General features: G+C 70.2%; 25 protein-coding genes, 2 tRNA genes, 1 other RNA gene and 2 pseudogenes. 11 read left to right on the forward strand and 19 right to left on the reverse strand.

From position 1 onward, the window contains the following. Window positions 1-40: 40 nt before the first annotated feature. Window positions 41-1,270 carry an MFS transporter gene (locus tag F4559_RS27455; RefSeq protein ID WP_184673508.1) on the reverse strand — a complete coding sequence of 410 codons (1,230 nt, stop codon included), beginning with the start codon at window positions 1,268-1,270 and terminating at the stop codon, window positions 41-43. A gap of 81 nt (window positions 1,271-1,351) precedes the next feature. Here F4559_RS27455 and hrpB point away from each other — a divergent pair, with 81 nt between their 5' ends. Further along, the gene (gene hrpB / locus F4559_RS27460; RefSeq protein WP_184673510.1) at window positions 1,352-3,673 is read left to right on the forward strand and encodes an ATP-dependent helicase HrpB; all 2,322 of its coding nucleotides are present in this window, start codon (window positions 1,352-1,354) and stop codon (window positions 3,671-3,673) included. Between the two features lie 202 nt (window positions 3,674-3,875). Here hrpB and F4559_RS27465 read toward each other — a convergent pair whose 3' ends face one another. Beyond that, window positions 3,876-4,145, reverse strand: a complete 270-nt coding sequence (locus F4559_RS27465) for a hypothetical protein (RefSeq protein ID WP_184673512.1) — start codon at window positions 4,143-4,145, stop codon at window positions 3,876-3,878. A gap of 276 nt (window positions 4,146-4,421) precedes the next feature. Next, window positions 4,422-4,794, reverse strand: a transfer-messenger RNA (tmRNA) gene (gene ssrA / locus F4559_RS27470). Window positions 4,795-4,958: 164 nt separating this feature from the next. On the opposite strand from ssrA, the gene F4559_RS27475 reads away from it, so the two are divergent. Beyond that, window positions 4,959-6,209 carry a sensor histidine kinase gene (locus F4559_RS27475; protein WP_184673514.1) on the forward strand — a complete coding sequence of 417 codons (1,251 nt, stop codon included), beginning with the start codon at window positions 4,959-4,961 and terminating at the stop codon, window positions 6,207-6,209. Beyond that, complete coding sequence (locus tag F4559_RS27480; protein ID WP_184673516.1) at window positions 6,197-6,841, forward strand: response regulator transcription factor; 645 nt, start codon at window positions 6,197-6,199, stop codon at window positions 6,839-6,841. Before F4559_RS27475 ends, F4559_RS27480 begins: the two co-directional genes overlap by 13 nt. On the opposite strand, the gene smpB is transcribed toward F4559_RS27480, so the two are convergent. From smpB to F4559_RS27505, 5 genes are all read right to left on the reverse strand, one after another. Beyond that, window positions 6,838-7,314 carry an SsrA-binding protein SmpB gene (gene smpB / locus F4559_RS27485; protein ID WP_184673518.1) on the reverse strand — a complete coding sequence of 159 codons (477 nt, stop codon included), beginning with the start codon at window positions 7,312-7,314 and terminating at the stop codon, window positions 6,838-6,840. The two genes, F4559_RS27480 and smpB, sit on opposite strands and share 4 nt — an antisense overlap. Window positions 7,315-7,344: 30 nt before the next feature. Further along, a complete protein-coding gene (ftsX, locus tag F4559_RS27490) occupies window positions 7,345-8,247 on the reverse strand; it encodes a permease-like cell division protein FtsX (protein ID WP_184673520.1) in 903 nt (300 codons plus the stop codon). A gap of 47 nt (window positions 8,248-8,294) precedes the next feature. Beyond that, a complete protein-coding gene (gene ftsE / locus F4559_RS27495; protein ID WP_184673522.1) occupies window positions 8,295-8,984 on the reverse strand; it encodes a cell division ATP-binding protein FtsE in 690 nt (229 codons plus the stop codon). A gap of 86 nt (window positions 8,985-9,070) precedes the next feature. Next, window positions 9,071-10,174: a peptide chain release factor 2 gene (gene prfB, locus F4559_RS27500; RefSeq protein WP_184673524.1), complete on the reverse strand. Its 1,104-nt coding sequence runs from the start codon at window positions 10,172-10,174 to the stop codon at window positions 9,071-9,073. Between the two features lie 51 nt (window positions 10,175-10,225). Continuing rightward, on the reverse strand, window positions 10,226-10,726 hold the full coding sequence (locus F4559_RS27505; protein WP_184673526.1) for a PadR family transcriptional regulator: 501 nt from the start codon (window positions 10,724-10,726) through the stop codon (window positions 10,226-10,228). A 386-nt stretch (window positions 10,727-11,112) separates the two neighbouring features. Here F4559_RS27505 and F4559_RS27510 point away from each other — a divergent pair, with 386 nt between their 5' ends. Further along, window positions 11,113-11,304 carry a hypothetical protein gene (locus tag F4559_RS27510; RefSeq protein ID WP_184673529.1) on the forward strand — a complete coding sequence of 64 codons (192 nt, stop codon included), beginning with the start codon at window positions 11,113-11,115 and terminating at the stop codon, window positions 11,302-11,304. Window positions 11,305-11,360: 56 nt separating this feature from the next. On the opposite strand, the gene F4559_RS27515 is transcribed toward F4559_RS27510, so the two are convergent. The 3 genes from F4559_RS27515 to F4559_RS27525 all read right to left on the reverse strand — a co-directional run bounded on the left by F4559_RS27515 (window position 11,361) and on the right by F4559_RS27525 (window position 14,819). Next, window positions 11,361-11,434: transfer RNA gene (locus tag F4559_RS27515), tRNA-Met, on the reverse strand. A 233-nt stretch (window positions 11,435-11,667) separates the two neighbouring features. Then, window positions 11,668-11,741: transfer RNA gene (locus F4559_RS27520), tRNA-Met, on the reverse strand. An 84-nt stretch (window positions 11,742-11,825) separates the two neighbouring features. Further along, window positions 11,826-14,819: a UPF0182 family protein gene (locus F4559_RS27525; protein ID WP_184673531.1), complete on the reverse strand. Its 2,994-nt coding sequence runs from the start codon at window positions 14,817-14,819 to the stop codon at window positions 11,826-11,828. 114 nt (window positions 14,820-14,933) lie between these two features. Between F4559_RS27525 and F4559_RS27530 the strand changes: the two genes are divergently transcribed. Continuing rightward, window positions 14,934-15,464, forward strand: coding sequence for a PPA1309 family protein (locus tag F4559_RS27530; protein WP_184673533.1), 531 nt, complete (start codon window positions 14,934-14,936; stop codon window positions 15,462-15,464). Between the two features lies 1 nt (window position 15,465). Here F4559_RS27530 and F4559_RS27535 read toward each other — a convergent pair whose 3' ends face one another. After that, complete coding sequence (locus tag F4559_RS27535) at window positions 15,466-16,554, reverse strand: YlbL family protein (protein WP_345020481.1); 1,089 nt, start codon at window positions 16,552-16,554, stop codon at window positions 15,466-15,468. A gap of 81 nt (window positions 16,555-16,635) precedes the next feature. On the opposite strand from F4559_RS27535, the gene F4559_RS27540 reads away from it, so the two are divergent. Beyond that, window positions 16,636-17,928, forward strand: coding sequence for a zinc-dependent metalloprotease (locus F4559_RS27540; RefSeq protein ID WP_184673536.1), 1,293 nt, complete (start codon window positions 16,636-16,638; stop codon window positions 17,926-17,928). Window positions 17,929-17,931: 3 nt separating this feature from the next. Here F4559_RS27540 and F4559_RS27545 read toward each other — a convergent pair whose 3' ends face one another. Further along, window positions 17,932-18,459, reverse strand: coding sequence for a M48 metallopeptidase family protein (locus F4559_RS27545; protein WP_184673538.1), 528 nt, complete (start codon window positions 18,457-18,459; stop codon window positions 17,932-17,934). A 204-nt stretch (window positions 18,460-18,663) separates the two neighbouring features. Between F4559_RS27545 and F4559_RS27550 the strand changes: the two genes are divergently transcribed. From F4559_RS27550 to F4559_RS35565, 5 genes and pseudogenes are all read left to right on the forward strand, one after another. Then, a complete protein-coding gene (locus F4559_RS27550) occupies window positions 18,664-18,819 on the forward strand; it encodes a DUF5679 domain-containing protein (RefSeq protein ID WP_184673539.1) in 156 nt (51 codons plus the stop codon). A 117-nt stretch (window positions 18,820-18,936) separates the two neighbouring features. After that, the gene (locus F4559_RS27555; protein ID WP_312865851.1) at window positions 18,937-19,935 is read left to right on the forward strand and encodes a thiamine biosynthesis protein ThiF; all 999 of its coding nucleotides are present in this window, start codon (window positions 18,937-18,939) and stop codon (window positions 19,933-19,935) included. A gap of 67 nt (window positions 19,936-20,002) precedes the next feature. Continuing rightward, window positions 20,003-21,313 carry an ABC1 kinase family protein gene (locus tag F4559_RS27560; RefSeq protein WP_184673543.1) on the forward strand — a complete coding sequence of 437 codons (1,311 nt, stop codon included), beginning with the start codon at window positions 20,003-20,005 and terminating at the stop codon, window positions 21,311-21,313. Between the two features lie 81 nt (window positions 21,314-21,394). After that, window positions 21,395-21,943, forward strand: a complete 549-nt coding sequence (locus F4559_RS27565; RefSeq protein WP_184673545.1) for a hypothetical protein — start codon at window positions 21,395-21,397, stop codon at window positions 21,941-21,943. 487 nt (window positions 21,944-22,430) lie between these two features. Next, window positions 22,431-22,571: pseudogene (locus F4559_RS35565) on the forward strand (IS110 family transposase); the annotation flags it as partial. A 424-nt stretch (window positions 22,572-22,995) separates the two neighbouring features. Here F4559_RS35565 and F4559_RS35570 read toward each other — a convergent pair. The 6 genes and pseudogenes from F4559_RS35570 to F4559_RS27600 all read right to left on the reverse strand — a co-directional run. After that, a pseudogene (locus F4559_RS35570) lies at window positions 22,996-23,558 on the reverse strand (transposase family protein); the annotation flags it as partial. 147 nt (window positions 23,559-23,705) lie between these two features. Continuing rightward, window positions 23,706-23,879: a hypothetical protein gene (locus F4559_RS27580; protein WP_184673551.1), complete on the reverse strand. Its 174-nt coding sequence runs from the start codon at window positions 23,877-23,879 to the stop codon at window positions 23,706-23,708. Then, on the reverse strand, window positions 23,876-24,769 hold the full coding sequence (locus F4559_RS27585; protein ID WP_312865852.1) for a class I SAM-dependent methyltransferase: 894 nt from the start codon (window positions 24,767-24,769) through the stop codon (window positions 23,876-23,878). Before F4559_RS27585 ends, F4559_RS27580 begins: the two co-directional genes overlap by 4 nt. A 287-nt stretch (window positions 24,770-25,056) precedes the next feature. Further along, the gene (locus F4559_RS27590) at window positions 25,057-25,281 is read right to left on the reverse strand and encodes a hypothetical protein (RefSeq protein ID WP_184673553.1); all 225 of its coding nucleotides are present in this window, start codon (window positions 25,279-25,281) and stop codon (window positions 25,057-25,059) included. After that, complete coding sequence (locus tag F4559_RS27595; protein WP_246445347.1) at window positions 25,278-25,679, reverse strand: WhiB family transcriptional regulator; 402 nt, start codon at window positions 25,677-25,679, stop codon at window positions 25,278-25,280. Before F4559_RS27595 ends, F4559_RS27590 begins: the two co-directional genes overlap by 4 nt. 141 nt (window positions 25,680-25,820) lie before the next feature. After that, window positions 25,821-26,045, reverse strand: coding sequence for a hypothetical protein (locus tag F4559_RS27600; protein WP_184673555.1), 225 nt, complete (start codon window positions 26,043-26,045; stop codon window positions 25,821-25,823). Between the last annotated feature and the right edge of the window lie 105 nt (window positions 26,046-26,150).

Below are 26,150 nucleotides of genomic sequence, written 5' to 3' on the forward strand. Positions count from 1 at the left end.
CGCAGGCTATCGGGAGATGCTGAGTGGAACCTGAGTGGTACTACCGGGAGCCGACCGGCTCGGCGTCGGGCGCCTTCGACCGCACGCGTGGCAACGTCTCGGGCGCGAACAGCCACACGGCCGTCGCCACGACCATCGTCGCCCCGGTCAACCCGAACGCGTACTGGTACGACAGGTGGTCCACCAGGAAACCCGACAGCAGCGGTCCGACGATGGCGCCGCAGTCGGCGACCATCTGGAACGCCGCGAGCACCGGCCCACCCTTCGCGTCGGGTCCGATGACGTCCGCGACCACGGCGTTCTGCGGCGGGTTGAGCAGTCCCGCGCCGATGCCCGCGACCGCAGACGCGATCATGAACGCGGGCACGGACTCGGTGAACCCGAGCCAGATCGTGCCCACCGCGGACACCACGAGCCCCGCGATCGCCAGTGGTTTACGCCCGATCGTGTCGGACAGCCGCCCGGACACCATCAGCACGGCCGCGTTGCCCACGGCGAACACCGACAGCGAGATCCCGGCCAGGCCCGGCGACCCGTGCAGCGCCTCGACCACGAACAGCGGCACGAGCGAGATCCGCACGCCGAACACCGCCCACCCGTTGGCGAAGCTGGACACCAGCGCCGCCCGGAAGGCCCCCGAGTTCCACGCCTGCCGCACGGTCAGCGTCGGCGCCGCGTCCGGGCTCACGGCCGCCAACGTCGACCGCCGCAGGAACCACCACACGACGAACGCGGCCAGGACGAGCGTCACGGCGTACACCACGAACGGCACCCGGATCGAGAACCCGACCAGGGCCGCGCCGACGATCGGTCCGGCGATGTTGCCCAGCAGGAACCCGGTGGCCCACAGCCCGGACGCCCGGCCGCGCATCGACGGCGGCGTGATCCGGATGAGCAGGCCGACGGCCGAGACCGTGAACATCGTGGACCCGATGCCGGCCAGCGACCGGAACACCAGCAGCTGCCAGTATGCGGTGGCGAAGCCGCACGCGGCAGTGCCGGCCGCCACGATGAGGATGCCCGCGACGTAGGTGCGGGGTTCGCCGATCCGGCTGACCAGACGTCCGCTCATCGGCGCGAACAGCAGCCTGACCAGCGCGAACGCACTCACCACCGCGGACACGGCGGTGGTCCCGACGTCGAAGCTCTTGGCGTAGGAGGGCAGGACGGGCGCCACGATCCCGAAGCCGACGGCGATGATGAAGCTGGCCGCGACCAGCACCCACACCTCGCCGGGCAACCGGGGCTCCGACGCGTCTTTCCCCGGCACAGCGCCCCTCCCTCTCCGTTAGCTGTGCGAAGGATATGCATAAAGACAACTAAATTCCCAGGGCCGGCACACTGCTTCTTCGTGGACCTGCCCGATCTGCCCATCCGCGCCGCGCTGCCTGAGATCAAGCGCACGTTGGACGCCCACGGCACGGCGGTCCTCGTGGCGCCGCCGGGCACGGGCAAGACCACCCTCGTCCCCTTGGCCCTGGCGGGACGCGTGGTCGTGGCCGAACCACGTCGCATCGCCGCCCGTGCCGCCGCCGCGCGCATGGCGGCGCTGCTGGGCGAACCGGTCGGCCGCACCGTCGGCTACGCGGTGCGCGGCGACCGGAAGACCTCGAAGGACACCCGGATCGAGGTCGTCACGTCCGGCCTGCTCGTCCGCCGACTGCACCGCGACCCGGAGCTGCCCGGCGTCGACACCGTCCTGCTCGACGAGTGCCACGAACGACACCTGGACGCCGACCTCCTGCTCACCCTGCTGCTGGACGCCCGCGCCGCGCTGCGCCCGGACCTGCACGTCCTGGCCACGTCCGCGACCGTGGCCGCCGACCGCCTCGCGACCATCCTGGACGCCCCGGTCCTGACCGTGACGGCACGCACGTTCCCGGTCGGGATCACCCACGTCGCACCGGCCAGGGGCGAGCGCGTCGAGACCACCGCGGTCCGCGCGATCCGCCGCGCACTGTCCGAAGTGGACGGCGACGTGCTGGCGTTCCTGCCCGGTGTCGGCGAGATCGCCCGGACCGCGGCCCTGCTCGCCGACGTGGACGTGGTCCCGCTGCACGGACGCCTGTCGTCACGCGACCAGGACGCCGCGCTGCGGCCGGGCCCGCGACGGCGCGTCGTGCTGGCCACGTCGATCGCCGAGTCGAGCCTGACCGTGCCCGGCGTCCGGGCCGTGGTCGACGCGGGCCGGTCGCGCGTTCCCCGCACGGACCACCGTCGCGGGCTGTCGGGCCTGACCACGGTCCGGGTGAGCGCGGCCGTGGCGGAACAACGAGCGGGCCGCGCGGGCCGCGAAGCACCGGGGCACGCGTACCGCTGCTGGCCGGAGCACGAACACGGCACCCTGCCCCGCTACCCCGAGCCCGAGATCCGCACCGCCGACCTGACCCGCCTGGCCTTGGAGCTGGCGTGCTGGGGAACGCCCGACGGCACGACGCTGACCTGGTGGGACCCACCGCCGCAAGGCGCACTGGAAGCGGCACGCACCACCCTGCGGGCGTTGGGCGCACTCGACGCCGAAGGCAACGCCACCTCACGCGGCCACCGCCTGCTCGACCTGGGCCTGCACCCGAGGCTGGCCCGGGCACTGCTGGACGGCGCACCTGTCACCGGAACCCGCACGGCGGCCCAGGTCGTGGCCGTGCTCGACGCCGACCGGACCACGAGGGTCGAACTGGACCCCCGCGACGCCGACCCGAAGGAAGTCCGCCGCCTCTCGTCGTTGATCCCGACCGAAGCGGCCACAACCGACGACCCGGCGTTCGTCGTGGCCCTGGCCCACCCCGAACGCCTGGCCCGTAGACGCTCGCCCGGCTCCTCCGTCTACCTGATGGCGAGCGGAACGGCCGCCGAACTCCCGCCGGGAACGACACTCGCCGACGCCGAGTGGCTGGCGGTCGCCGTGGCGGACCGGGAGCCGGGACGCACCAACGGCCGGATCCGCCTGGCCGCCCGCGCGGACGAGACGCTGGCCCTGACCGCCGCACCGACCCTGATCAGGGAGGAGGACGACATCCGCTGGGACGGCGACGTGGTCGCGGACCGCGTCCGCTACCTGGGCGCGATCCCGTTGGGCAGAAAACCCCTGAACTCACCCGAGGCGACCCGCCGGGCACTACTCCTGGGCCTCAAAGCGGAAGGGCTCGCCCTTCTCCACTGGACCCAGGACGCCACCCGCCTACGCGAAAGGATGGCGTTCCTGCACCAAACCCTGGGCGCACCTTGGCCCCCGGTGGACGACGAGGCACTGCTGCCTTACGTGGACACGTCCACCGCACGCCGCAAATCCGACCTGGCCAGAATCCACGCCGCGAACGTGCTCCAAGCCGCACTCCCCTGGCCCGAGGCGACCCGCCTGGACACCCTGGCCCCGGACAGCCTGGAAGTCCCGTCGGGCTCCAGAATCAAGATCGACTACTCGACCGGAGACCCATTCCTGGCCGTCAAGGTCCAGGAAGCCTTCGGCTGGACCGAAACCCCGAAACTGGCGGACAACCGCGTCCCGCTGGTGCTGCACCTACTCTCCCCCGCAGGCCGCCCGACCGCCGTGACAGCGGACCTGACGTCGTTCTGGAAAACCGGCTACCCCCAGGTCAGATCCGAACTCCGCGGCCGCTATCCCAAACACCGTTGGCCCGAGGACCCCACGACCGCCCCACCGGCCCGCCGCTGATCCGGCACGTTACGAAACAAGAGTATTGGGGTCACCAACCAGTGTCACGCGCCTGACCAGCTACAACGCCGTATGTGTGGGCAAACCGGTACAGTTTTCGCACCTGGTGCAGTGGATTTGCGGACGGGACGTACCCGCAGCCCCCTGGTGACGACCAGTCGGGCCTTTGTCTTTTCGGCTCCCGTGACTCCACGGAGACGACTTACTCGGCAAGGCACTCGCGGCCCTCGAACGGCACGAAGCCGAGAATGCCGTGCTCCACCACGGATTCGGGGTACCCGTAGCCGTGCTGGTTCGGGCGATCAGGTCGAACGCCGTCGCCAGGACATCTGGTGGCCATGGCTGGATGGGCCACGTCAACTTGGCTCTTCACCATGCGCTCGCCGAGATCCGGAGTCTTGGACGACGGGTCGATCGGGCTGTCCGACCTCGACTGGCGACCGTCGCCGACGGTCCAGGCGATCGAGGCCAAGTCCGGTATCGCCCACCAGGCACCGTGTCACCACTGCGGCGAACCCAGGATCAACCTCGTCCAGCCGATAGGCAGACCTCGCGGTTTCTGCTCGAACGCCTGCCGCCAAGCGCCGACGGAACAGGCCCGATCCCGACCACAGCCACTCCCGACTCACCGGTACCCGGCACTGATCGCCCGAAACGACGGAAGCGGCTCCCCAAGGCGGGGAGCCGCTTCCGACACCGTCCTTGCTCGGCGTGGTCCTCGCGGACCGCGGTCCGAACAGGGCGGCGCTGGTGGAGGTGCCGGGAATCGAACCCGGGTCCTCTGCCGGCTCATCAAGGCTTCTCCGTGCGCAGTCCGCTACGCCTCTACTCGACCCCGGTGATCACGCGGACAAGTCACCGTGACGGGCCCAGCCACTGTGGGTGTCCCCCTCGCTCCCCGTGGCCGGGGGCGGAGGTGAGTCTCCTTGCTGATGCCGGACTCCGGGGCGGAGACGCCCCCGGGCCGACAGCGTCAGCTCCTCGCTCAGGCGGCGAGGGCGAACGCGCGCTGGTCGTTGGACTCGGCGCTTATTGGTTTGCGATGACGCTTACGGTGGTCTCTCGCCTGCACCGGCACGCTTCCCTTGAATCGACGCACAAAGTCGAAACCGTTCACCCCCTGGTCTGGGTACCTCTCCGGCACATCATAACGCCCCGCGCGGCCGACATCATTCCCAATAAGGTGGTAGGGCTGTCCCCACCCCCCGGACGCCGGTTGACCTGATGGTTCACCAGGCCCGGAGCGGCGATGCTGGTCGGGGACACCAGCGGAAGCGGGGAGAAGATGACGACTGCTCGGACCGGACCGGACATCGCTCGGATCAGCGGGTACTTCCTGCTCAACCTGGTGAGCGGGATCTTCTGGTTCAGCCTGCTCACGTCGCTGCTGGCCACGAGCATGGGGTTGCTCGTGGTCTGGATCGGCTTCCCGCTGCTGGCCCTGACCCTGATGCTGGCCCGCACAGCGGCCGGCGTCGAACGGGCGTGGCTGCGGCCGACGCTCGGCATCGCGATCGAATCCCCGTACCGGCCGATCCCGGAGGGGTCGGTGATCGTGCGGACGCGCGCCATGATGACGGACCCGGCGACGTGGCGCGACCTGCTCTACTGGGTGGTCATGCTGCCCCTGGGCATCATCGAGTTCGCCCTGGTGGTGGCCCTGTGGCCGGCGGTGCTCTCGCTCGTCACGTTCCCCGTCTACCAGCAGTGGCTGCCCGGCAACCTGGAGATCACGCTCGGCGCGGACGTCTACACGATCGACTCGTTCGGCGAGGCCGTCCCGGTCAGCGTGGTCGGCATCGTGCTCGGCATCCTGCTGCTGCCGCTGCTGCGCGGCCTGGCCCGCGGGCACGCCGCGCTGGCCAAGTCGCTGCTCGGCCCGTCGCGCAACGAGAAGCTGGTCGCCGAGACCGAACGCCTGTCCGCCAGCCGCGCCCGGGGCGTCGAGGCCGCCGAGGCGGAACGCCGGCGCATCGAACGCGACCTGCACGACGGCGCGCAGCAACGCCTGGTCGCCGTCGCCATGGGCCTGGGCCGGGCGCGCGGCAAGATGGAGAGCGACCCCGACGCCGCCGCCGCGTTGATCGCCGAGGCGCACGCGGACGCCAAGCTCGCCATCTCCGAGCTGCGCGACCTGGCCCGGGGCATCTACCCGTCCGTGCTCGGCGACCGCGGCCTCGACGCGGCCCTGTCGTCGCTGGCCGCGAAGTGCCCGATCCCGGTCACCGTGTCGGTCGAGGTCGACCCGCGCCCGCCGACGGCGGTGGAGAGCACGGCGTACTTCACGGTCGCCGAGTCGCTGACCAACATCGCCAAGCACTCGGGCGCCACGCAGGCCGACGTGAAGGTCACGCGCACCGAGAACTCCGTGGTCGTCGAGGTGACCGACAACGGTCACGGCGGCGCGGAGGTCCGTCAGGGTGGAGGGCTCGCGGGGCTCGCGGACCGGGCTGCGACCATTGACGGCGTTGTCGTCGTGGTAAGCCCGGTCGGGGGGCCGACCGTGATCCGGACGGAGTTGCCGTGCGCGTGGTGATCGCGGAGGACTCGGTCCTCCTGCGGGTGGGTGTCGAACGCCTGCTCGCCGATGAGGGGATCGAGACCGTCGCGGCGGTCGAGGACGGGGAGGCGCTGCTCGCGGCCGTCGACGAGCACCGCCCCGACCTGGCCCTGGTGGACGTCCGCATGCCGCCGACGTTCACCGACGAGGGCCTGCGGGCGGCGATCGAGGCCCGCAGGCGCCACCCCGATCTGACCGTGCTCGTGCTCTCCCAGTACGTGGAGGAGCGCTACGCGGTCGAACTGCTCGCGGGCGGTGCGAACGGCGTCGGCTACCTGCTCAAGGAGCGGGTGGCCGACGTCGCCGAGTTCGTGGCCGCGGTCCGCCGGGTCGCCGACGGCGGCACGAGCATCGACCACGAGGTCATCACGCAGCTGATGGTGCGCAGCAAGCGGAACCCGGTCGACTCGCTGACCCAGCGGGAACGCGAGGTGCTGGGACTGATGGCCCAGGGCCTGTCGAACACGGCCATCGCCGCGTCGCTGGTGGTGTCCGACGGCGCCGTGGAGAAGCACGTCGGCAACATCTTCGCCAAGCTCGGCCTGGAGCCCAGCACGTCCGAGCACCGCCGCGTCCGGGCGGTGCTCGCCTACCTCAACCTGACCTAGTACCGGCCCTTCAACGCCCGGCCGTGCGCCTTGCGGATCTCCCGGTCGGCGTCCTTCTTGGCCAGGTCCTGGCGCTTGTCGTACGCCTTCTTGCCGCGGGCGAGCGCCAGTTCGACCTTGACGTACCCGTCCTTGAAGTACATCTGGAGCGGGATCAGCGACAGACCGCTCTCCTTGGTCTTGCCGATCAGCCGCTCGATCTCCTGGCGGTGCAGCAGCAGCTTGCGCTTGCGCCGCACCTCGTGATTGGTCCACGTGCCCGCGACGTACTCCGGGATGTGCAGGGCGTGCAGCCAGATCTCGCCGTCGTCGACCTGGCCGAAGGCGTCCACAAGGGACGCCCGGCCCATCCGCAGGCTCTTCACCTCGGTGCCGACGAGCACGACACCGGCTTCGTAGGTGTCGAGGATGGTGTAGTCGTGCCGAGCCTTGCGGTTCGACGCGATCACCTTCTGACCGCGCTCCTTGACCATGCGAGCAACCTTACGTCAGCGCGCCACCGGTTATAGGCGGACGTAGAGACGCAGCGTGACGTAGCCGGTCAGCGCCGAGATCACGACCGCGACCCCGAGCAGGATCGGCGAGATGATCAGGATGTCCAGCTGGCCGATGGCGGGCAGGATGCCGGACGTGAACAGGTCGCCGAAGACCCGGTCCAGGGCCGTGACCTTGAACGCCATCAGCGCCAGCACGCCGGTGATCGCACCGATGATGCCCGCGACCACCGCCTCGATGAGGAACGGCAGCTGCGTGTACCACCGCGTCGCGCCCACCAGGCGCATGATCCCGACCTCGGTGCGCCGGGTGAACGCGGACACCTGGATGGTGTTGGAGATCAGCAGCAGGGCGGCCAGCGCCTGGAACGCGGCCAGCGCCAGCGCACCGTCCCGCAGGCCGTTGAGCACGTCGAACAGCCGTGCCATCAGCTCGCTCTGGTCCTTGACCGACTTGACACCGGCCTTGCCGGAGAACGCCTGCACGATCACCTCGGACCGCTCGGCCTCGACCAGGCTCACCCGGAACATGGCCGGGATCGCCTCGGGCCGGGCCAGCTTCACCAGCTCCGGCTGCGCCTCGAACATCTCCTTGAACCGCTCGTAGCCCCGCTCGCGGTTCTCGTAGACGACCGTCTTGACGCCGGACGTGCCCTCCAGGTCCTTGCGCAGACCGGCGCACGGGTCCTGGGCGCAGTCCTTGTCGTTCGCGCTGATGTCGTTGGTCAGCAGGACCGACACCTCGAGCTTGCCCTGGTAGTTGTCCTGCATCTTGTCGACCATCCGGACGACGAGCAGGCCCAGACCGAGCAGGAAGAGGGAGATCGCGGTCGTGAGGATCATCGCGATGGTCATCGTGACGTTCCGGCGCAGACCGGTCACGACCTCGCTGAACACGAAGCTGCTACGCATCGGGGAAGGCGTTCCTCAGGTTCCGGGGAAAGGGTGTCTCGGCGGGCTCAGCGGCCCACGCCGTACACGCCGCGCGCGTCGTCGCGGATGATCCGGCCGTGGTCGAGTTCGACGACACGGCGGCGCATCGAGTCGACGATCGAGTGGTCGTGCGTGGCCATCAGCACGGTCGTGCCGGTGCGGTTGATCCGCTCCAGCAGCAGCATGATGTCCTGGCTGGTGTCGGGGTCCAGGTTTCCGGTCGGCTCGTCGGCGAGCAGCACCAGCGGCCGGTTCACGAACGCGCGCGCGATGGCCACGCGCTGCTGCTCGCCGCCGGACAGCTCGTGCGGCATGCGGTCCGCCTTGCCGTCGAGGCCGACGAGCTGGAGCACCTCCGGCACGACCTTGACGATGGTGTTGCGCGGCTTGCCGATGACCTCCAGCGCGAACGCCACGTTCTCGGCGACCGTCTTGGCGGTCAGCAGCCGGAAGTCCTGGAAGACGCAGCCGATCGACTGCCGCAGGCGGGGGACCCGACGGCGGGACATCTTGGCGACGTCGAAGTTCGAGACGTAGACACGGCCCTTGGTCGGCACCTCCTCGCGGAGGAGCAGCCGCAGGAACGTGGACTTGCCGGACCCCGAAGGTCCGATCAGGAACACGAACTCACCCTTGCCCAACTCGACGGAGACGTTGTCGAGGGCCGGGCGCGCGGAGCTCTTGTAGACCTTGGACACGTGTTCGAGACGAATCACGAGGCCGGAGTGTACTCGTGAGCCCGCGTCCACCTCCGGCTCGCCCGCCCTTCGGCGGCGAGCCGGAGACTTGACCGATCAGGTGATCAGGCCGTCTGACGGCGCTTGCGCCACCGGATGCCGGCCTCGAGGAAGTCGTCGATCTCGCCGTCGAGCACCGCGGACGGGTTGCCGACCTCGTGCTCGGTGCGCAGGTCCTTGACCATCTGGTAGGGGTGCAGCACATAGGAGCGCATCTGGTTGCCCCAGCTCGAACCGGAGTCCTTGAGGGCGTCCATCTTGGCCTGCTCCTCCTGGCGCTGCCGTTCGAGCAGCTTGGCCTGGAGGACGGCCATCGCGGTGGCCTTGTTCTGGAGCTGGCTGCGCTCGTTCTGGCAGGACACCACGATTCCCGTCGGGATGTGCGTGATGCGCACGGCCGAGTCGGTCGTGTTGACGCCCTGTCCACCCGGACCGGACGAGCGGTACACGTCGACGCGCAGTTCCTTCTCGTCGATGTCGACGTGGTCGGACTGCTCGACGACGGGCACGACCTCGACGCCGGCGAACGACGTCTGCCGGCGGCCCTGGTTGTCGAACGGCGAGATGCGCACGAGCCGGTGGGTCCCCTGCTCGACGCTGAGCGTGCCGTACGCGTAGGGCGCGGTGACGCGGAACGTCGCGGACTTGATACCCGCCTCTTCCGCATAGGACGTGTCGAACACGTCGACGGAGTAGTTGTGGCGCTCGGCCCAACGCGAGTACATGCGCAGCAGCATCTCGGCGAAGTCGGCCGCGTCGACGCCGCCGGCCTCGGCGCGGACGGTCACCAGCGCGTCCCGCTCGTCGTACTCGCCGGACAGGAGCGTGCGGACCTCCAGCGAGGAGATCTCCTCGCGGAGCTTGGCCCGTTCGACGTCGGCCTCGGCCGCACTGCCCTCGTCGCCCTCGTCCTCGGCCAGCTCGTAGAGCACACCGAGGTCGTCGAGCCGGTCGCGCAGCGCGACGACCCGGCGCAGCTCGCCCTGCTTGTGGGACAGCTGGCTGGTGACGCGCTGCGCCTTCTCCTGGTCGTCCCACAGGTCGGGGCGGGCGGCCTGCTGCTCCAACTCCGCGACCTGGGCACGCAGCGCGTCGAGGTCCATGACCGCCTCGATGCTCGCGAGCGTGGCGGAGAGGTCCTTGATGTCTGCTTCGACGTCCAAGTTCACGGCAGAAGATTACGCCGGCACCGGCCGCCGAGTGCGACCGGTGGGCGAGCTTCAGGCCGACGGAATGGCGTCCAGCAGCTTCAGCACGGCCTTCGCGTGGGCGAGACCGAACTCGGCGACGGCCTTGGAGTAGGCGTCCTCGGCGGTCTTGACCGCGGTCTTGGCGGCTTCCTGGTCGGCGCCGTACCGGGCCCGCGCGGCGTCCACGAGACCCTGGCGCTGCTTGGCGGTCAGGGACCCGGCGTGCACCAGGCGCAGGATCAGCGGGCTGCGCAGGTGGTCCGGGCCGGGCTCGGTGAGCAGCCAGTTCTTGAACGCCTTCTTGCCGGCGGCGGTCAGCACGTACTGCTGACTCGACCGCGGCCCCTGCTTGCCGAGGCGCAGCAGGCCGGCGTCCGCCAACGCGGGCAGCTCGCGGTAGACCTGGCTGCGGGTGACGCTGAAGAACGCACCGAAGCGCTCTCCGGCCTCCGCCACGAGCTGGCCACCGGTCTTGGGTCCGTCGTGCAGCAGTCCGAGCAGGGCCGCCGCCGTCGCATTCAGGTCCGACACGACGTCAACGGTGCCATCAGAACGCCCGGCTGTCCACAATGGTCAGCCGTTCTGTCCACAGTGGCTGATCACGGGCTAACGACATTGAGCCAAGCGGAGCAACGGGAAGCTCCGCTGCGTGACGACGTGCCGATCGACGCCACGCGTTCGGCCGCTTGACCTCGTCGGTCCACGCCACCTGGAAAACCTTGGCGGACAAGAGGTTCGCTCATACCTGTCACCCGAATGGCAGCATGTCCATAACCGCGCGCACCGATGCAACCGTTTCGGCGCCGGAACCGGTAGCACAACCCGGTGATGTGTCCGCCGGACTCTGGCACACACGTCCCGTGGTGGGACCATTACCTGGGGCAACCCCTCTGCCCCCTGAGGTCGTGGAGGTGCGCGTGGGCATCAAGTGGATGGACTCGAAGGTCGTGAAGAGCGCCCGTGCACTGGCCGGGCGCATCCCGGAACAGGGCGCCAAGGACGAGTGCATGGTGTGCGGCAAACCGATCCGCCGACACCGCACCGTCACGGGCGAGGGCCGCGTCTGCTCCCTCACCTGCGCCCAGTACTGGGCGGAAAACATGTCGTGAGTGTCGCGAACGCGAAAGCGGCCCCTCTCCTGGGAGAGGGGCCGCTTTCGGCTTTGTAGCGGGGACAGGATTTGAACCTGCGACCTCTGGGTTATGAGCCCAGCGAGCTACCGAGCTGCTCCACCCCGCGTCGACATGTAGAACTCTACACCACCGTCAAACCCCATTTCCACCACCCCCCATTTCCACACTCTCCGCAGGTCAGACCCCCTTCCCGCGCGAGTCCTCCACTCAGGCACCCCGAACCACGCACTCGGACACCACGAGATACCCGCCCAGGCACCACGAGATACGCGCTCGGGACACCCGCACATGCGAAAAGGCCCGGTCCGAGTTTCCTCGGACCGGGCCTTTTCGGCTTTGTAGCGGGGACAGGATTTGAACCTGCGACCTCTGGGTTATGAGCCCAGCGAGCTACCGAGCTGCTCCACCCCGCGTCGGTAATGATGACTCTACGCGGAAGACCGCCCGGAGTGCAAATCGGGTGGCCCGGACGTGTCCAGGGCCACCCGATCAGCCGGCTAGTTCGTCGGTGTCGGCGAAGGCGCGACCGAGGACTGGGGCGTCTGGGTCGCCGCCGCCGCACTCGCGGCCTCGAACTTCTTCGTCGCCACGTCCAGGTCCTTGTACGCCTGGCCGAGGGCGGCGAAGTCACCGCTGCTCTGGGCCGCCTTGATGGCGTTCAGGGCGGTCTGGATGTCCTTCACGGCCTGTTGCAGCTCGGTGCTCTGCCCGGTGCCGTTCGGCGGCGGGGTCGTCGAGGTCGGCGGGGTCGTCGTCGACGGCGGCTGGTTGCCGTTGCCCGGGTCGGGCACCTGGGACGACGCACCCGAGAGGACCTGTTCCAGCGCGGCGCTCAGGGTGGGCGCGTAGCCGACCTTGTCGCCGAAGCTGACCAGGACCTTCGAGAGCTGCGGGAACGACGTGTTCTGACTGGCCCGTTCGATGTAGACCGGTTCGACGTAGAGCAGGCCGCCGCCGACCGGGAGGGTCAGCAGGTTCCCGTAGACGACCTTCGTCTTCTGCTGGGTGAGCAGGTTCAGCTCCGAGGACACCTGGGCCGAGGTGAGGAACTGGGTCTGGATCTGCTGGGGACCCTTCGCCTCGTTGTTCAGGGTCAGGACGCTGATCTTGCCGTAGTTGTCCGGGTCGGACCGCACCGTCACGTAGGACGCCATGAACTCGCGGTTCTGCCGGACCAGCGAACTGGTCAACTGGAAGCTGACCTTCTTCACGTCACCCGTCGGATCGCCCGCCAGCACGTAGAACGGGGGCTGCTGGTCGCCCGGCGCCTTGCTGTTGGTCTGCTGCGCCGCCTCCACCGTCGTCGGGTTGTCGACGGTCGGGTCCGACGGGACGTCCCAGAACGACACGCCGGAGAAGAACTGGCTCGGGTCGTCCACGTGGTACTGCGACAGCATCTCCCGCTGGACCTTGAACAGGTCCTCGGGGTAGCGCAGGTGCTCGCGCAGCGACGGCGACATCTCCGAGCCCGGCTTGACCGTGTCCGGGAAGACGCCCATCCACGCCTTGAGCACCGGGTCCTTCTCGTCCATCGCGTACAGCTTCACCGTGCCGTCGTAGGCGTCCACAGTGGCCTTGACCGAGTTGCGGATGTACGCGATCTGCCGGTCCGGCTGCGCCGCCACGCCCTTGAGCGAGTCGCTGGTGACCTCGCCGAGCGAGGTCTTGCGCGCATACGGGTACTCGTCGAGCGTGGTGTACCCGTCCACGATCCAGGTGATCCGGCCGTCGACGACCGCCGGGTACGGATCGCCGTCCACGGTCAGCCACGGCGCCACCGCCGACACGCGGTCGCGCGGGTTGCGGTTGAAGATGATCCGCGAGTCGTCGCCGATGGCCGAGTTGAACAGGATGTTGCGCTGGCTGTAGGCGGCGGCGAAGACGAGCTTGTTGAACAGGCCGCCGATGCGGACGCCGCCCTTGCCGTCGTAGGTGAACGACGACTCGTCGGTGTCGTACTCGCCCGGCGCACCGGTACCCCGGCCGCCGACGATGGCGTAGTCGTTCGCGGAGCCGAGTTCGCCGAAGTAGATGCGCGGCTGCTTGACGCCGAACGGCCCCTCCTTGAGGTTGGCGTTCTGGTCGATCTCGGCGACCTCGAACACCGGGTAGCCGCCGCCGTCGCCCGAGCCCGCGGGCGTGTTGACCTTGCTGGCCTCGGCGAACACCATGCCGTTGCCGTGCGTGTAGATCAGGTGCTGGTTGATCCAGTCGCTCTGGCCCTGCGGGATGCCGGCGGTGCGCAGCTCGCGCACGGCGACGATGTAGTCCTGGAGCTGACCGTCCACTTTGTACCGGTCGACGTCGAGCTTCTCCGGGAACGCGTAGAACGGCCGCAGCTGCTGGAACTGGGTGAACGTCTTGGCGACCACGGCCGGGTCGAGCAGCCGGATGTTGCCCAGCGTCGCCTGGTCGCTCTTGAGTTCCTCCAGCGACACGTTCTGCTTGCCCTCGTACGGCTTCGTCTCGACGACGTCGTCGGTGACCCCGTACGCCTCCTTGGTCGCCTTGATGTTGCGCGAGATCGACTCGGCCTCTTTGTTGATCGCGTTCGGCTTGACCGAGAACTGCTCGAGCACCGCCGGCCACGCGGCGCCGACCAGGATGCTCGACAGCACCAGCAGCACGGTGGCGATCGCGGGGAGCTGGAGGTTGCGCAGCACGGCGCCCGCGAAGAACGCGATCGCGCAGAACACCGCGATGAACAGCAGGATCAGCTTGGCCGGCAGCACCGCGTTGATGTCGGTGTAGCTCGCGCCGCCGAATTTCTCGTGCTCGGCGAACAGCAGCTGGTAGCGGTCGAAGAAGTAGGCAATCGCCTTGAGCAGCACGAACAGGCCGGCGACCACGGACAGGTGGGTGCGCGCCGGCCCCGAGAGCTGACCGCCGCGACCGGCCAGCCGGATGCCGCCGAACAGGTAGTGCGCGACCACCGCGCCGACGAACGAGATGGCCGTGGCGATGAACAGCCACCCCAGCAGCCACGTGTAGAACGGCAGCTTGAACGCGTAGAAGCCGATGTCGTGGCCGAACTGGGCGTCGACCTGGCCGAAGTCGACGGCGTTGAGGAAGAGCTGGAACTCCTGCCAGTGGCCCTGCGCCGACGTGCCCGCGATGACGCCGACGAGCACCGGCAGGCCGATGGCGAACAGCCGCATCCGCCGGGTCACGGCCGCGCGGTAGCGGGCGATCGGGTCGTCCGGACCGGACACCGGCACGAACACCGGCCGGGTCCGGTAGGCGATGACCAGGTTGAGCGCGGCCAGGCCACCGACCAGCAGACCGACGGCGAAGAACAACCCGAACCGGGTCGCCAGCACCGTTCCGTACACGCTGCGGAAGCCGACCTCGCCGAACCACAGCCAGTTGACGTAGGTGCCGAGCAGCCTGGAACCGGTGATCAGACCGACCAGGAGCACCGCACCGACGATGAGCAGAATCCGGCTTCGACGGGACAGCCGAGGCAGTCCGACCGGGGGCCGTGTGGCCACTGGGCACGCTCCTGGATCGCGGGTGGTGGCGTTGTACGTTCTGTCCAACTCTAGAGAGGTCGGCCAGGGTTCCCCGTTCGGTTGCCCGTTTGGAGTGGATGCGACGATGACGCCGTGCCGGCCAGTGAGGAGCAGCCCGTGGTTTTGCCCGCCGTCGCCCGCGAGGTCGAGGAGTTCGTCTCCACCGCCGGGTGGAACCAGGCCCCCCAGCTGTTCGCGCTGGTCCCCACCGCGGAGCTGCTCGCCCGACAGCCCGAGCTGGCCGGTCAGCTCGACCCGGCGGCCTCGCCGCTGACGCCGATCGCCCAGGAGTCGCTGCCCGACGACGAACTCGACAAGGCGCTGGCGGGCATCGTGTGGCCGGACGTGGTCACCGGGTGCGCGTTGGCGCAGGAGATCGTCGTCCTGCCGCCGGACGCCGAGGAGTCGCTGTCGGCCGACCTCGGCGACGCGGAGGCCCGCCGGATCGCCGCCGAGCACCCGCGACGGCGCGAGGCACGGCTGGTCGCGGCCGTACTGCGCGACGGCACGGTGTCGTGCGTGCTGCGGTTGCGCGGCGGGGTCGAGGCGCCCGACGAGGTCGTCGAGCACCCCGAACTGGCGCCGAACCTGACCGACGCGCTGCTGGCGACGTTCCAGCCGTAGGTCAGCAGCCGGGCGCGTCGCCGCCCGCGTCGATCGACTCGAGGGATTTCACCGCGTCGTCGATCTTCTCGACCTTGACCAGGCGCAGGCCCTCGGGCGCGTGCTGGCGGGCCTCGTCGCAGTTGCCCGCCGGCACCAGGAACACGGTGGCGCCGCCTTCGCGGGCGGCGACCATCTTGAACGGGATGCCGCCGATGCGGCCGACCTCGCCCTTGTCGTTGATCTCGCCGGTGCCCGCGACCGAGTTGCCGCCGTTGAGCTCGCCGGGCGTCAGTTTGTCCACGATGGACAGCGCGAACATCAGGCCGGCCGACGGGCCGCCGACGTCGTCGAGACTGATCTTGATCTCGAACGGCACGTCGGCGCGCTCGACCGGCAGCACGCCGAGGAAGCCGTTCGCGCGGTCGTCGTCGGGCTTGCCGAGCGTGACCCGGGTGGACTTCTTCTCGCCGCCGCGCTCGAAGACGACCTCGACCTCGTCGCCGGGCTTGGTGGTGGACAGCGCGGTGCGCACGTCCTCGGCGACGGCCACGGTCCGGCCGTTGACGCCGAGCAGCCGGTCGTTGGGCTCGATCGAGGCCTCGGCGGCACTGCCCTTGGTGACCTCGGCGACGACGACCTTCATCGGGTACTTGAGGTAGCGCAGCGCGGCCACCTCGGCGCTGGTCTGCGAATCCTGGAACGCCTTCGTGTTCTCGTCGCGCACCTTCTGCTCGGACTCGCCGGGCCGGAAGAACTCCTCGCGCGGCGCGAGCGCGTACCGGCCGCTGACCCACAGGCCGAGCGCGCCGAACAACGACACGTCGTCGGTGAGCTGCACCGTCGTCATGGTCAGGTGCCCCTTGGTCGGGAACGTCTCCTGGCCCTCGATGTGCACGACGTCGGTGTCGCCGACCTGCCCGAGCGTGTCGTAGGTCGGGCCCGGACCGAGCGCGACGTAGGGCACCCGGGCGAACCCGCCCAGCAGGCCGAGCACGAGCACCGAGAAAAGACTGATCACCAACGTCCAGGTGCGCCTGGTCAGGCCGCGACGCGGCGGCGGCGTCGGTACCGGTGGCTGCTCGACGGCCGTCTCGGTGCGCTCTGTCACGGTCCACAGCGTACGACCATGGCCGCACGCCCTCCGCGAACCGGTACCGCGTGCCCGCACCCGTCCGCGTACCGTGGTGGTATGAGCGACCTGCCCTTCGGGTTCGGCCCGCAGGACCCCGACGACGACCGCCGCAAGGGCGACGACCAGAGCGGCGCCAACCCGTTCGACTTCGGCCAGCTGGGCGCGATGCTCAGCCAGCTCGGCGCGATGTTCAGCAACGCGGGTTCGTCGGCGGGACCGGTCAACTACGACCTCGCCAAGCAGATCGCGTTGCAGCAGCTGTCGGACTCCGGCCCGACGATCGGGTTCGGCCCGGACCAGGGTTCGGCGGTCACCGACGCGGTGCACCTGGCCGAGATGTGGCTCGACCCGGTGACCTCGCTGCCCGCGGGCAGCCGCACGACCCAGACCTGGACCGCGCGCGACTGGGTCGAGCGCACGCTGCCGACGTGGCAGCGGCTGTGCGACCCGGTCGCCCGGCGCGTGTCGGGTGCGTGGGTCGACGCGATGCCCGCCGAGGCGAAGGAGGCCGCGGGCCCGCTGCTGTCGATGCTGGGCCAGATGGGCGGCATGGCGTTCGGCTCGCAGTTGGGCGGCGCGCTCGCCCAGCTCGGCTCCGAGGTGCTGACCTCGACCGAGGTCGGGCTGCCGCTGGGCCCCGAGGGCACGGCCGCGCTGCTGCCGGCCAACATCGAGAAGTTCACCGAGGGCCTGGAGCGACCGGCGAGCGAGGTGCTCGTCTTCCTGGCCGCGCGCGAGGCCGCGCACCAGCGGCTGTTCAGCCACGTGCCGTGGCTGCGGCAGCGGCTGCTGGACACCGTGGAGGCGTTCGCGCAGGGCATCACGGTCGACACGTCGGCGTTGGAGCAGCTCGCGGGCCAGGTCGACCCGGCGAACCCGGCGTCGATCGAGGAGGCCATGAAGTCGGGCATGCTCGAACCGAAGACCACGCCCGAGCAGCAGGCCGCGCTCGCCCGGCTGGAGACGCTGTTGGCACTGGTCGAGGGCTGGGTCGACGTGGTGGTGGCGGACGCGGTCGGCGAGCGGCTGCCGGGCGCCGAGGCGTTGCGGGAGACGCTGCGCCGGCGGCGGGCCTCGGGCGGTCCGGCCGAGCAGACGTTCGCCACGCTGGTCGGGCTGGAGCTGCGGCCCCGGCGGCACCGGGCGGCGGCGGCGCTGTGGAAGCTGCTCGGCGACAAGCACGGGATCGAGCAGCGCGAGAGCGTCTGGGAGCACCCGGACCTGGTGCCCGGTTCCGAGGACCTGGACGACCCGTTGGAGTTCGTGGAGCGGTTCGGCAGTACCCGGGCGGCGTTGGAGGACCCGATCGCCGAGCTGGAGCGGACGCTCAAGGAAGAACGCGACGAGTAGGCGTCAGTCCTCCTCGGTGATGCCCAGGCCCGCCGCGGCGGACAGGCCTTCCAGGTAGCCGATGGCCCGTTCGGCCTTCGGGTACCGGTGCACCAGCGCCCAGAAGTCCTTGCCGTGGCCGGGCACGCGCAGGTGCGCCAGTTCGTGCACGAGGACGTAGTCGAGGACCCACGCGGGCACGTCGCGCAAACGTTCGCTGATCCGGATCGTGCCCTCGCTGGGCGTGCACGACGCCCACCTCGTGCGCATCGGGGGCACCCACCGCACGCTGCGCGGCTCCACACCGTCGAGGTAGCGGGCGGACAGGTCCTCGCACCGCGCGAGCAGGGCCGCGTCGGAGGTGCGCGTGGGCGAGCGGCGCCGGGTCTCGCTGTGCTGGAGGCGGCTGAGCATCTCGGCGACCCAGTGCTTCTCCTCGGTCTTGGTCATACGCGCGGGAAGCAGGACGACCACCTTGTCGCCTTCGCGGTACGCGCTCACCATGCGGCGCCGTCGTGCGCTGCGCCGCACCTCCACGTGCGGTTCGGGCATGGCGTTCACGGTAAAGGCAGGCACCGACAATCCGCGGCGTCCAAGCGGCGGTGCGTCCGCTCACCACCCGGTGGATTGGGCCGAACGGCGGCTGGACACGCGGGGCCACACGTGCAAGCGCGGAGGCGGGTGCGGAGGTAGCGTGCTGCGCAGCCAACGAGTGTGGCGCAGATCGCTCCGCACTCTCGATGCGAGGAGGAAGCCGTGGCCGAGACCTACAACGGCTACTGCGTCAAATGCCGGGAGAAGCGGGACTTCCCGGGCGAGATCCACGAGAGCAACAACCGCAGGATGGCGAAGGGCAAGTGCCCGGTCTGCGGCACCACGGTGACCCGCATCCTCGGCAAGGCGAAGGTGTGACCTCCGGGGGTTGGCACGCGTCGCCGTGTCAACCCCCTCGACCCGCCCTGTGGACAACTCCGGGGTCGGTCGTCCGACAAGTGGCAGGCGGTGCGGCGCTTCGGCAGGCTGCGCGCCGTGGACCTACCCGACCGCCCCCGGGCACTGCCCGGGTTGCCGCTGCTCAAACGGCATCGTGACGTCGTCCAGATCGGGGTCGACGGCCGCCACGCCGTGATCGTCGAACAACTGCCGCCTCCGCTGGTCGAGGCGCTGCTCGGTCTCCGCGGCCGGCACACGCTGGCCGAACTGCGCGCACGACTCCCCCACCACGCCGACGACCTCGTCGGCGTGCTGCGCGGCCTGGTCGAAGCCGGTCTCGTGGACGAGACCGTGCCGCAGGACGGGCGGTTGACCGCCGAGACGACCGCGTGGGCGTTGCGTACCCGCAGGTCGGCACGCCATGTACCCGAAGCGCGGGCGAAGCGGTGCGTGGCGGTCCGGGGTGACGGGCGGCTGGCCGTCGCGGTCGCCGCCCAGCTCGCGGCGGCGGGCGTCGGGTTCGTGCGGGTCCGGGCGGAGGGCCGCGTGGGGGCCGAGGACACCGGGTGCGGCTACCTGGACGCGGACGTCGGCCGACCGCGTGCCGAGGCCGCCGCCGACGCGGTGCGCCGGGCGCGCGAGACCGTGCGGCGCGGCTCGGGCGCACCCGATCTGGTGATCTTGACCGACGCGCTGGCGTACGGCCCCGAGGTGGCGTGGCCGTTGATGAAGGCCCGGACGCCGCACCTCGTGGTCCGCGCCCGCGAAGGGCTCGGCGTGGTCGGTCCGCTCGTCGTGCCCGGCCGGTCGAGCTGCCTGCGGTGCGCCGACCTGCACAAAGGCGACGTGGACGACGGGTGGCCGATGATCGCGGCCCAGCTCGCGGACCTGCCGCAGCACGCGGACCTGGCGACGACCACGGCGACCGCCGGGTGCGCCGTGGCGCAGGCGTTGCAGGCGCTGGACCACGGCGACGCCGCGATCGCCCGGCCGCCGACGTGGGACGCGACGCTGGAGGTCGACGCGTTCGCCGGGTCGGTGCTGCACCGGATCGCGCCGGTGCACCCGCGCTGCGATTGTCGTTCGCTCGCCTGAAGCCGCCCTCAGGAACCGCTGTGTAGGTTCTTCCCAGGAGGCGTCGGGTCGGGGGGAGGATCATCGGGTGAGCGAGATCCCGCGCAAGGCCGTCCAACGCACCGCCAAGCTGGCCGGCATCCCGCTCGGGGTGGCCGGCCGCGTCGTCGGGGGCTGGGGGAAGCGGCTGGCCGGGCGCAGTTCCGAGGAGGTCAACGCCGAGGTCTCGGCGAAGACGGCCGAGCAGGTGTTCGCCGTGCTGGGGCAGCTCAAGGGCGGCGCGATGAAGTTCGGCCAGGCGCTGTCGGTGTTCGAGGCGGCGGTGCCCGACGAGCTGGCCGAGCCCTACCGGGAGGCGTTGACCAAGCTCCAGACCGCCGCTCCCCCGATGCCCGGCCGGACCGTGCACCGGGTGCTGACCGAGCAGCTCGGGTCGGCGTGGCGATCCCGGTTCGAGTCGTTCTCCGACGAGCCGTCCGCGTCCGCGTCGATCGGCCAGGTGCACCGGGCGGTGTGGCACGACGGGCGCGACGTCGCGGTGAAGGTGCAGTACCCGGGCGCGGACGAGGCGTTGCAGTCGGATCTGAAGCAACTGCTGCGGTTCAGCCGGCTGCTCCAGGCGATCATGCCCGGCACCGAGGTCAGACCGCTGCTGGAGGAACTGCGCGACCGGTACCTGGAGGAGTTGGACTACCGGACCGAAGCGGACAACCAGCGGGTGTTCGCCAAGGCGTTCCACGGTGACGCGAACGTGGTGGTGCCGCGCGTGGTGGCCAGTTCGCCCAAGGTCATGGTGACCGAGTGGACCGAGGGCGTGCCGCTGTCGACGATCATCCGTTCGGGGTCCGTGGAGGACCGTGACCACGCCGGGCGGTTGCTGTCGGAGTTCCACTTCTCGGCGCCGTCGCGGTCGGGGTTGCTGCACGCGGACCCGCACCCGGGCAACTTCATGCTCGGCGCCGACGGGCGGCTGCGGGTGCTCGACTTCGGGGCCGTGGCCCGGCTGCCGGAGGGGTTGCCGCGCACGTTGGGGCTGATGACGCGGATCGCGTTGGACGGGCGGTCGTCGGATCTGGTCGACCTGCTGCGGTCGGAGCACTTCATCCGACCAGGCACGGAGTTGCATGCCGAGGACGTGCTCGCGTACCTGGCGCCGTTCGTGGAGCCGTTGCGCACGGAGAGGTTCCACTTCACCCGCAAGTGGCTCCAGAAGCAGGCCGAACGAGTGGGTGACCTGCGCAGTCCGGATTCGCAGACCGGGCGGTCGCTCAACCTGCCACCGCAGTACCTGCTCATCCACCGGGTGACCCTGGGCGCGACCGGCATCCTGTGCCAGCTCGACGCGACCGTGCCCGCGCGGGCGATCGTGTCGCGGTGGCAGCCGGGCTTCGCGGACTGAGTTGTCCACAGGGGGTCGAGTTGTCCACAGTTTCAGAACACGTGGTGGCCACCCGACCGTCCACTCGGCACGATCGACTCCATGGACATCCGAACCACGACCGCCCTGCTGGCGGCAGGCGTGACCAGGTACATGCTCGATCTCCGCTGCCGTCCCGGCGGGCCGTGGCAGCGACTGCTGCCCGGCGTGGTGCTCCTGGCGGGCGGCCCGCCGACGCGTGACCAGTTGGTGCGCGCGGCTTTGCTGTACGTGGGCGTGGGTGCGGCGCTCACCGGGGTCGACGCCCTCCGCGTCCACGGCTTGGACCTGCCACCACCCGACCGCGTGCACGTGCTGCAACCCGCGGGTCGCCGTCGCGCGGGCAACCACCGGGTGCTGGTCGAACGCACCACGCGTTTACCTCTTGCCACGGTGGCATGCCCTGTCCGCGCCGCCGTGGACGCCGCCCGCCACGACCCGGACCCCCTGCACCAGCACTACCTGCTGGCCAAGGTGGTCGACGCGGGCCTGGCCACGGTCACCGAACTACGCACAGAACTGGAGGCCGGCCCCAGACGAGGCACAGCCGTCCCCCGAGCAGCCCTACGCTCCCTGTCGACCCGCCCCGACCTCCGAGCCATGACCCGCTGACAACCCGAATCCCTTTGCCCTTCTCGTAGCCCCTGAGCAGAAAGGAGTGTTCGCCGGGTTCGACGTGGCCGACGCATTCGGATCGAAGTCATGGTCCACAGGCGTCACCGGATTTGGTGGCATCGCCGGATCGCTGATCGGGTCAGCCCCAGGGCAGGTCCCGTTTTGCCGTGGGTGCCGGTTTGCGCTGCCCTGCCCTCGACGCACGGACGGCACGACCGACGACCAGTGGTTACGGGTAGTTCCCGGTCCGGACACGGGCACAGTGCGGACACCACGCCGTAGACCTGAACGCGACCGGAGAACGACCGCACGACAGACCACCGCACGACGGCGAACCTGAGCCGCGGAGGCGGTTCGACAAGCTCGCCACGCACAGACCCGCTGCCGGTCGTAGTCGATCAACCGTGTCGATCGGGGCGTCGCCGGTGATGGGTAGGCCGTGCATCCGACCACCGGAGTCCGCCTGCCTGGCGGCGAGGCCACCCGGACCGTCACTGTTCTCGACACCACCGCGGCGGACACCACGCTGCCACGCAGTGTCGACAGCCTGAAAACCGTTCTCCAGCAACGCGAACAAGTCGCCGCCGAAGTAGAGGAGACAGTCGATGCCCACCCTCTTGCCGGGTACCGACCCGATGGACGCTGTCCGGAAGTGTCGGTGTCGATCATGAGGCAACCGCCCCGTCGGGGCAGGGCAGGTTCCTGCCGCGGAACCGGTCCACCACAAGGCAGGTCTGCCACGCCACCAGTCCCACCGGCCCGGACCACGACCAGATCGGGGAGCCGGTCGTCCACACCGGCACACCCCGAACAACACGATGCGCGACCGCTCCGTCAACGGATCCGGTCGGCGGTCGAACGGGCATCACCCACCTGAAGAACCGAAGGATCCCCGCCGCCATCCACACCGCCACCACGCTCGGGCACCACTGACCCGGCACTCCTTCCCGGTAACGGGGCGACCGCCGGTGCGGGCCTGCCCGCTCGGTACTGCCGCGTGGGAGGCGGCCGATCCCGCTCGTCCACCGCCACGCACTGAGCTTTCATCCTGTGGTCTCGTAGTTCTGTAGGACGTGGATGGCTTTGGCGATGGATCCGGCTTGGCGCAGGGCGGCGAGGGTGTTCCGGATGCGGGCCGCGGCGGTGTCGTGGGTGCTGCCGGGGCAGATCGCCCGACACTCACGGGACGTCGCCGTCGGGTGAGGCGACGACCTGCGGGTTCATGCCGTGGATCTTGTGTTTGCCGGAGTGGAAGGGCCGGTCGGCGGCGATCCGGTCCATCGGGATCGGGGTGCCGTCGACAATCGGGTGGGCGTGGCCTTGGCGCATGGCCACACTCAACGCCGCACGCGGCTTCGGGGCCGCCGCGCGAGCGGCCCGACGGTCTCGTCGACGTAGCACCGGCAGGTCGTGGTCGACACCTCGGACCCGGCGCCGACCTCGACGAACGGCTCGCCCTCACGCGGACGGACGAGCACCGGCCCGGATCGGGCTTGCGTCACACCGGGCCCGATTCCTTCCGGCGGGCACGGATCAGGCCGGACACGAAGGTCGGGGTCTGATGTGACAACGGCAGCGCGGCGCGATGGAACAGCCCGGGCGAACGGAACATCCTGGTCGACGCCACTGCCACCAGGGGCTTCGCCGCATCCAGGCAACGCCGCGCCGACCGCCGTCAACAAGTGATCAGCACAAACCCCTGCCCATCAACACGTCCAGACGAGGATGAGATGGACTCCCTGTCGTTGTCAGGAGGTGGTCACCAGTAGTCCGCGGGCAGCTTGCCCTCGATGTCGCGCACATGGGTCCGCGCGCACTCGTGGCACAACCACCGCTCGACACCGTCTTCCCGTTCCCGCACCCAGGCCAGTGACAGCACCGGGTCGGTGACCGAGGCTCGGGTCCGACCGCAGCGGGAACAGGCGTCGGTCATGGTTTGCGGCCGGTGTGGACGGTGTTCGCCGCCAGGAGGAACACGTCGTCCCGGGTGCCCGCGTACGCGGGGTCGGTCGGGTCGAGCAGGCGCTTGAGCGCGTCGCGGTCGGACGGGTGGAGGTTGGTCGCCGCCACGTCGGCCACCCAGCCCAGGCGTTCGACCACCCACTCGCGCAGGGCGGGTGTCGGCGGTGCGGGGAGGTCGACCAGGTAGCTGAACGCGGTCACATCGGCCAGGCCGGCATCCCTCAGCACGACGTTCCAGCCCACGGGCAGGCGGACGGCTCCGGGCAGGGACTCCTTCATCCGCACGAACCACGCGGCGTGGGCGGCGGCAAGGCGGTCCTGGAGGCCGGGCTCGCCGACGCCGACGTCCCACGGCAGGCAGCGGGCTTCCAACCCGCCCTCGCCGAGGGCGAGCAGGCCGCCGGGTGCCAGGGCGTCGGCCAGGTCGGCGACGATCCGGCGCTCGTCGGGCAGGTGGTGCACGACGTAGTGGGCCCAGACCAGGTGCGCGCCACCCGCCAGGTCGGCGAGGCGTTCCGCGGCGAGGTCGGCGAGCACCGGACGGACCTGGACCACCGGCTTCGGCGAGTCGGTCTCGTACGCGGCGGCGGTGCGGGCGACCGTGGCGGCGGCGTCGAGCAGCTCGGGGACGGCGTCGACCAGGACCACGGTCCCGCCGCCCCGGGCGGCGAGCGCTTCGACGAGTGCGACGCTCATCCCGCCGGTGCCGGAGCCGACGTCGACGACGGTCGGGTGGTCGGGCAGTCCGTCGACCAGGCGCAGCGCGACCTCGCGCAGGCGGTCGGCGACCAGCGCGTCACCCCGGCGCATGCCGGCGAGGCGGGCGGTCCAGTCGATTCCGTCGTGCGTGTGAGCGGCCACCGGATCACGGTACCGACGACGCGCCCGACCCTCCCCTCGGAGCGGCGGCCACCGCCCGCGACGCGCGGAACTTCACCCGTATCCCCGACCCGAAACCGTGATCGGGACGGAGTCGGCCGTCGGTCCCGGTTCGGGGGTCGGGTCCGCCGACCCCCGGTCCGGCAGGGCGCCGCCTGCTGCGGGACAACGGTTTCAGGCGGTGCGCCCGAAGGACGACCAGGGCGGCCCGAACGACGACCAGGGCAGACCGGACACGCCGGTCTGCCCTGGGTCGACCAAGTCGACGATCAGAGTGCGCGGGACTTCGACTGGGCCCGGCGGTGGGCCCAGGCCGCCAGTCGCTGCCACCTGCGGGCGACGACGAGGCGGTGGGCCAGGCGATCGTGCCTGGCGAGTATCTCCGCTTCGTGCATTCGGGATCTGGCCAGGTTTTCTTCGAGCAACATGGGGTTACCTCGCGGGTCGAGTTCGATGATCATGGCTTCGTCTGCGGTGGATCGGTACGCGGTCACGCGGCGGCCTCCTGGTTCTTGGCCCCCCGGACGACGGTCGCGGCGGGTGCCGCGGGAACAACGGGTGCGGCGTCCTTGCGGGGGCGCCCACGGGGACGCTTCCGCGCGATCACCGCGCCACGCTCGAAGATCTCGCCACCCCAGACCCCCCAGGGCTCGTGCCGGGCGATGGCACCCGCCAGGCACTCCGCGATCACCGGGCAGGAGACGCAGAACTTCTTGGCCTCCTCCAACTCGGCGGGCGCGTCGGCGAACCACAGGTCGGGGTTGTTGGTGCGGCAAGGCAGTTCCAGGCCGGCGTCCGGCGCGGTGTCGATCAAGGAAGCGACACCCGCCCCGGTCAGGTCCGGCTCGGTGGTGGACAACGCCCCGGCTATCGGGACGGTCGCGGTCAACATCAGAAAGGCTCCTGTCACAGGTACTGCGATGGGGTTTGTGGTCGTGCGGAAAGAGCTGGAAAGGGCTGGAAACACACGAAGGCCGCGGATCCGATTACGGGTCCGCGGCCTTCGTGAGCTGGTGGCCTGACTACATGGGTGTCAGGTACTTCGCTCGTGCGCGGACGGCGCAACGTTGCTCGGTGCGACGGTCAGTGCGTACCGCACCGCCGCCGTCGTCTGGATCTGCTCAACTCGCTTGCCACCCCAAGTGGTGGCACGGCGATCGCGGGCAGACTTCTCCCCCGCGACGCGAGCGACGCCGGACAGCAGGACGCCACCGAGCATCGGATGACCCGGCTGTACGAATGGCATGAGAGTCTTCACCGGGGTCACCTCCTCAGGGCGGTCTCGTCGCGAACGTGCTCTATCGAATCCCCAGCGGGCGCTCCGCGCCCGGCCTCAGCAGGTTATGACTCCGCGTGCGGCGCG

Origin of the sequence: Saccharothrix violaceirubra (genome assembly GCF_014203755.1) — a bacterium.
In the GTDB taxonomy this organism is placed as follows: Bacteria; Actinomycetota; Actinomycetes; order Mycobacteriales; family Pseudonocardiaceae; genus Actinosynnema; species Actinosynnema violaceirubrum.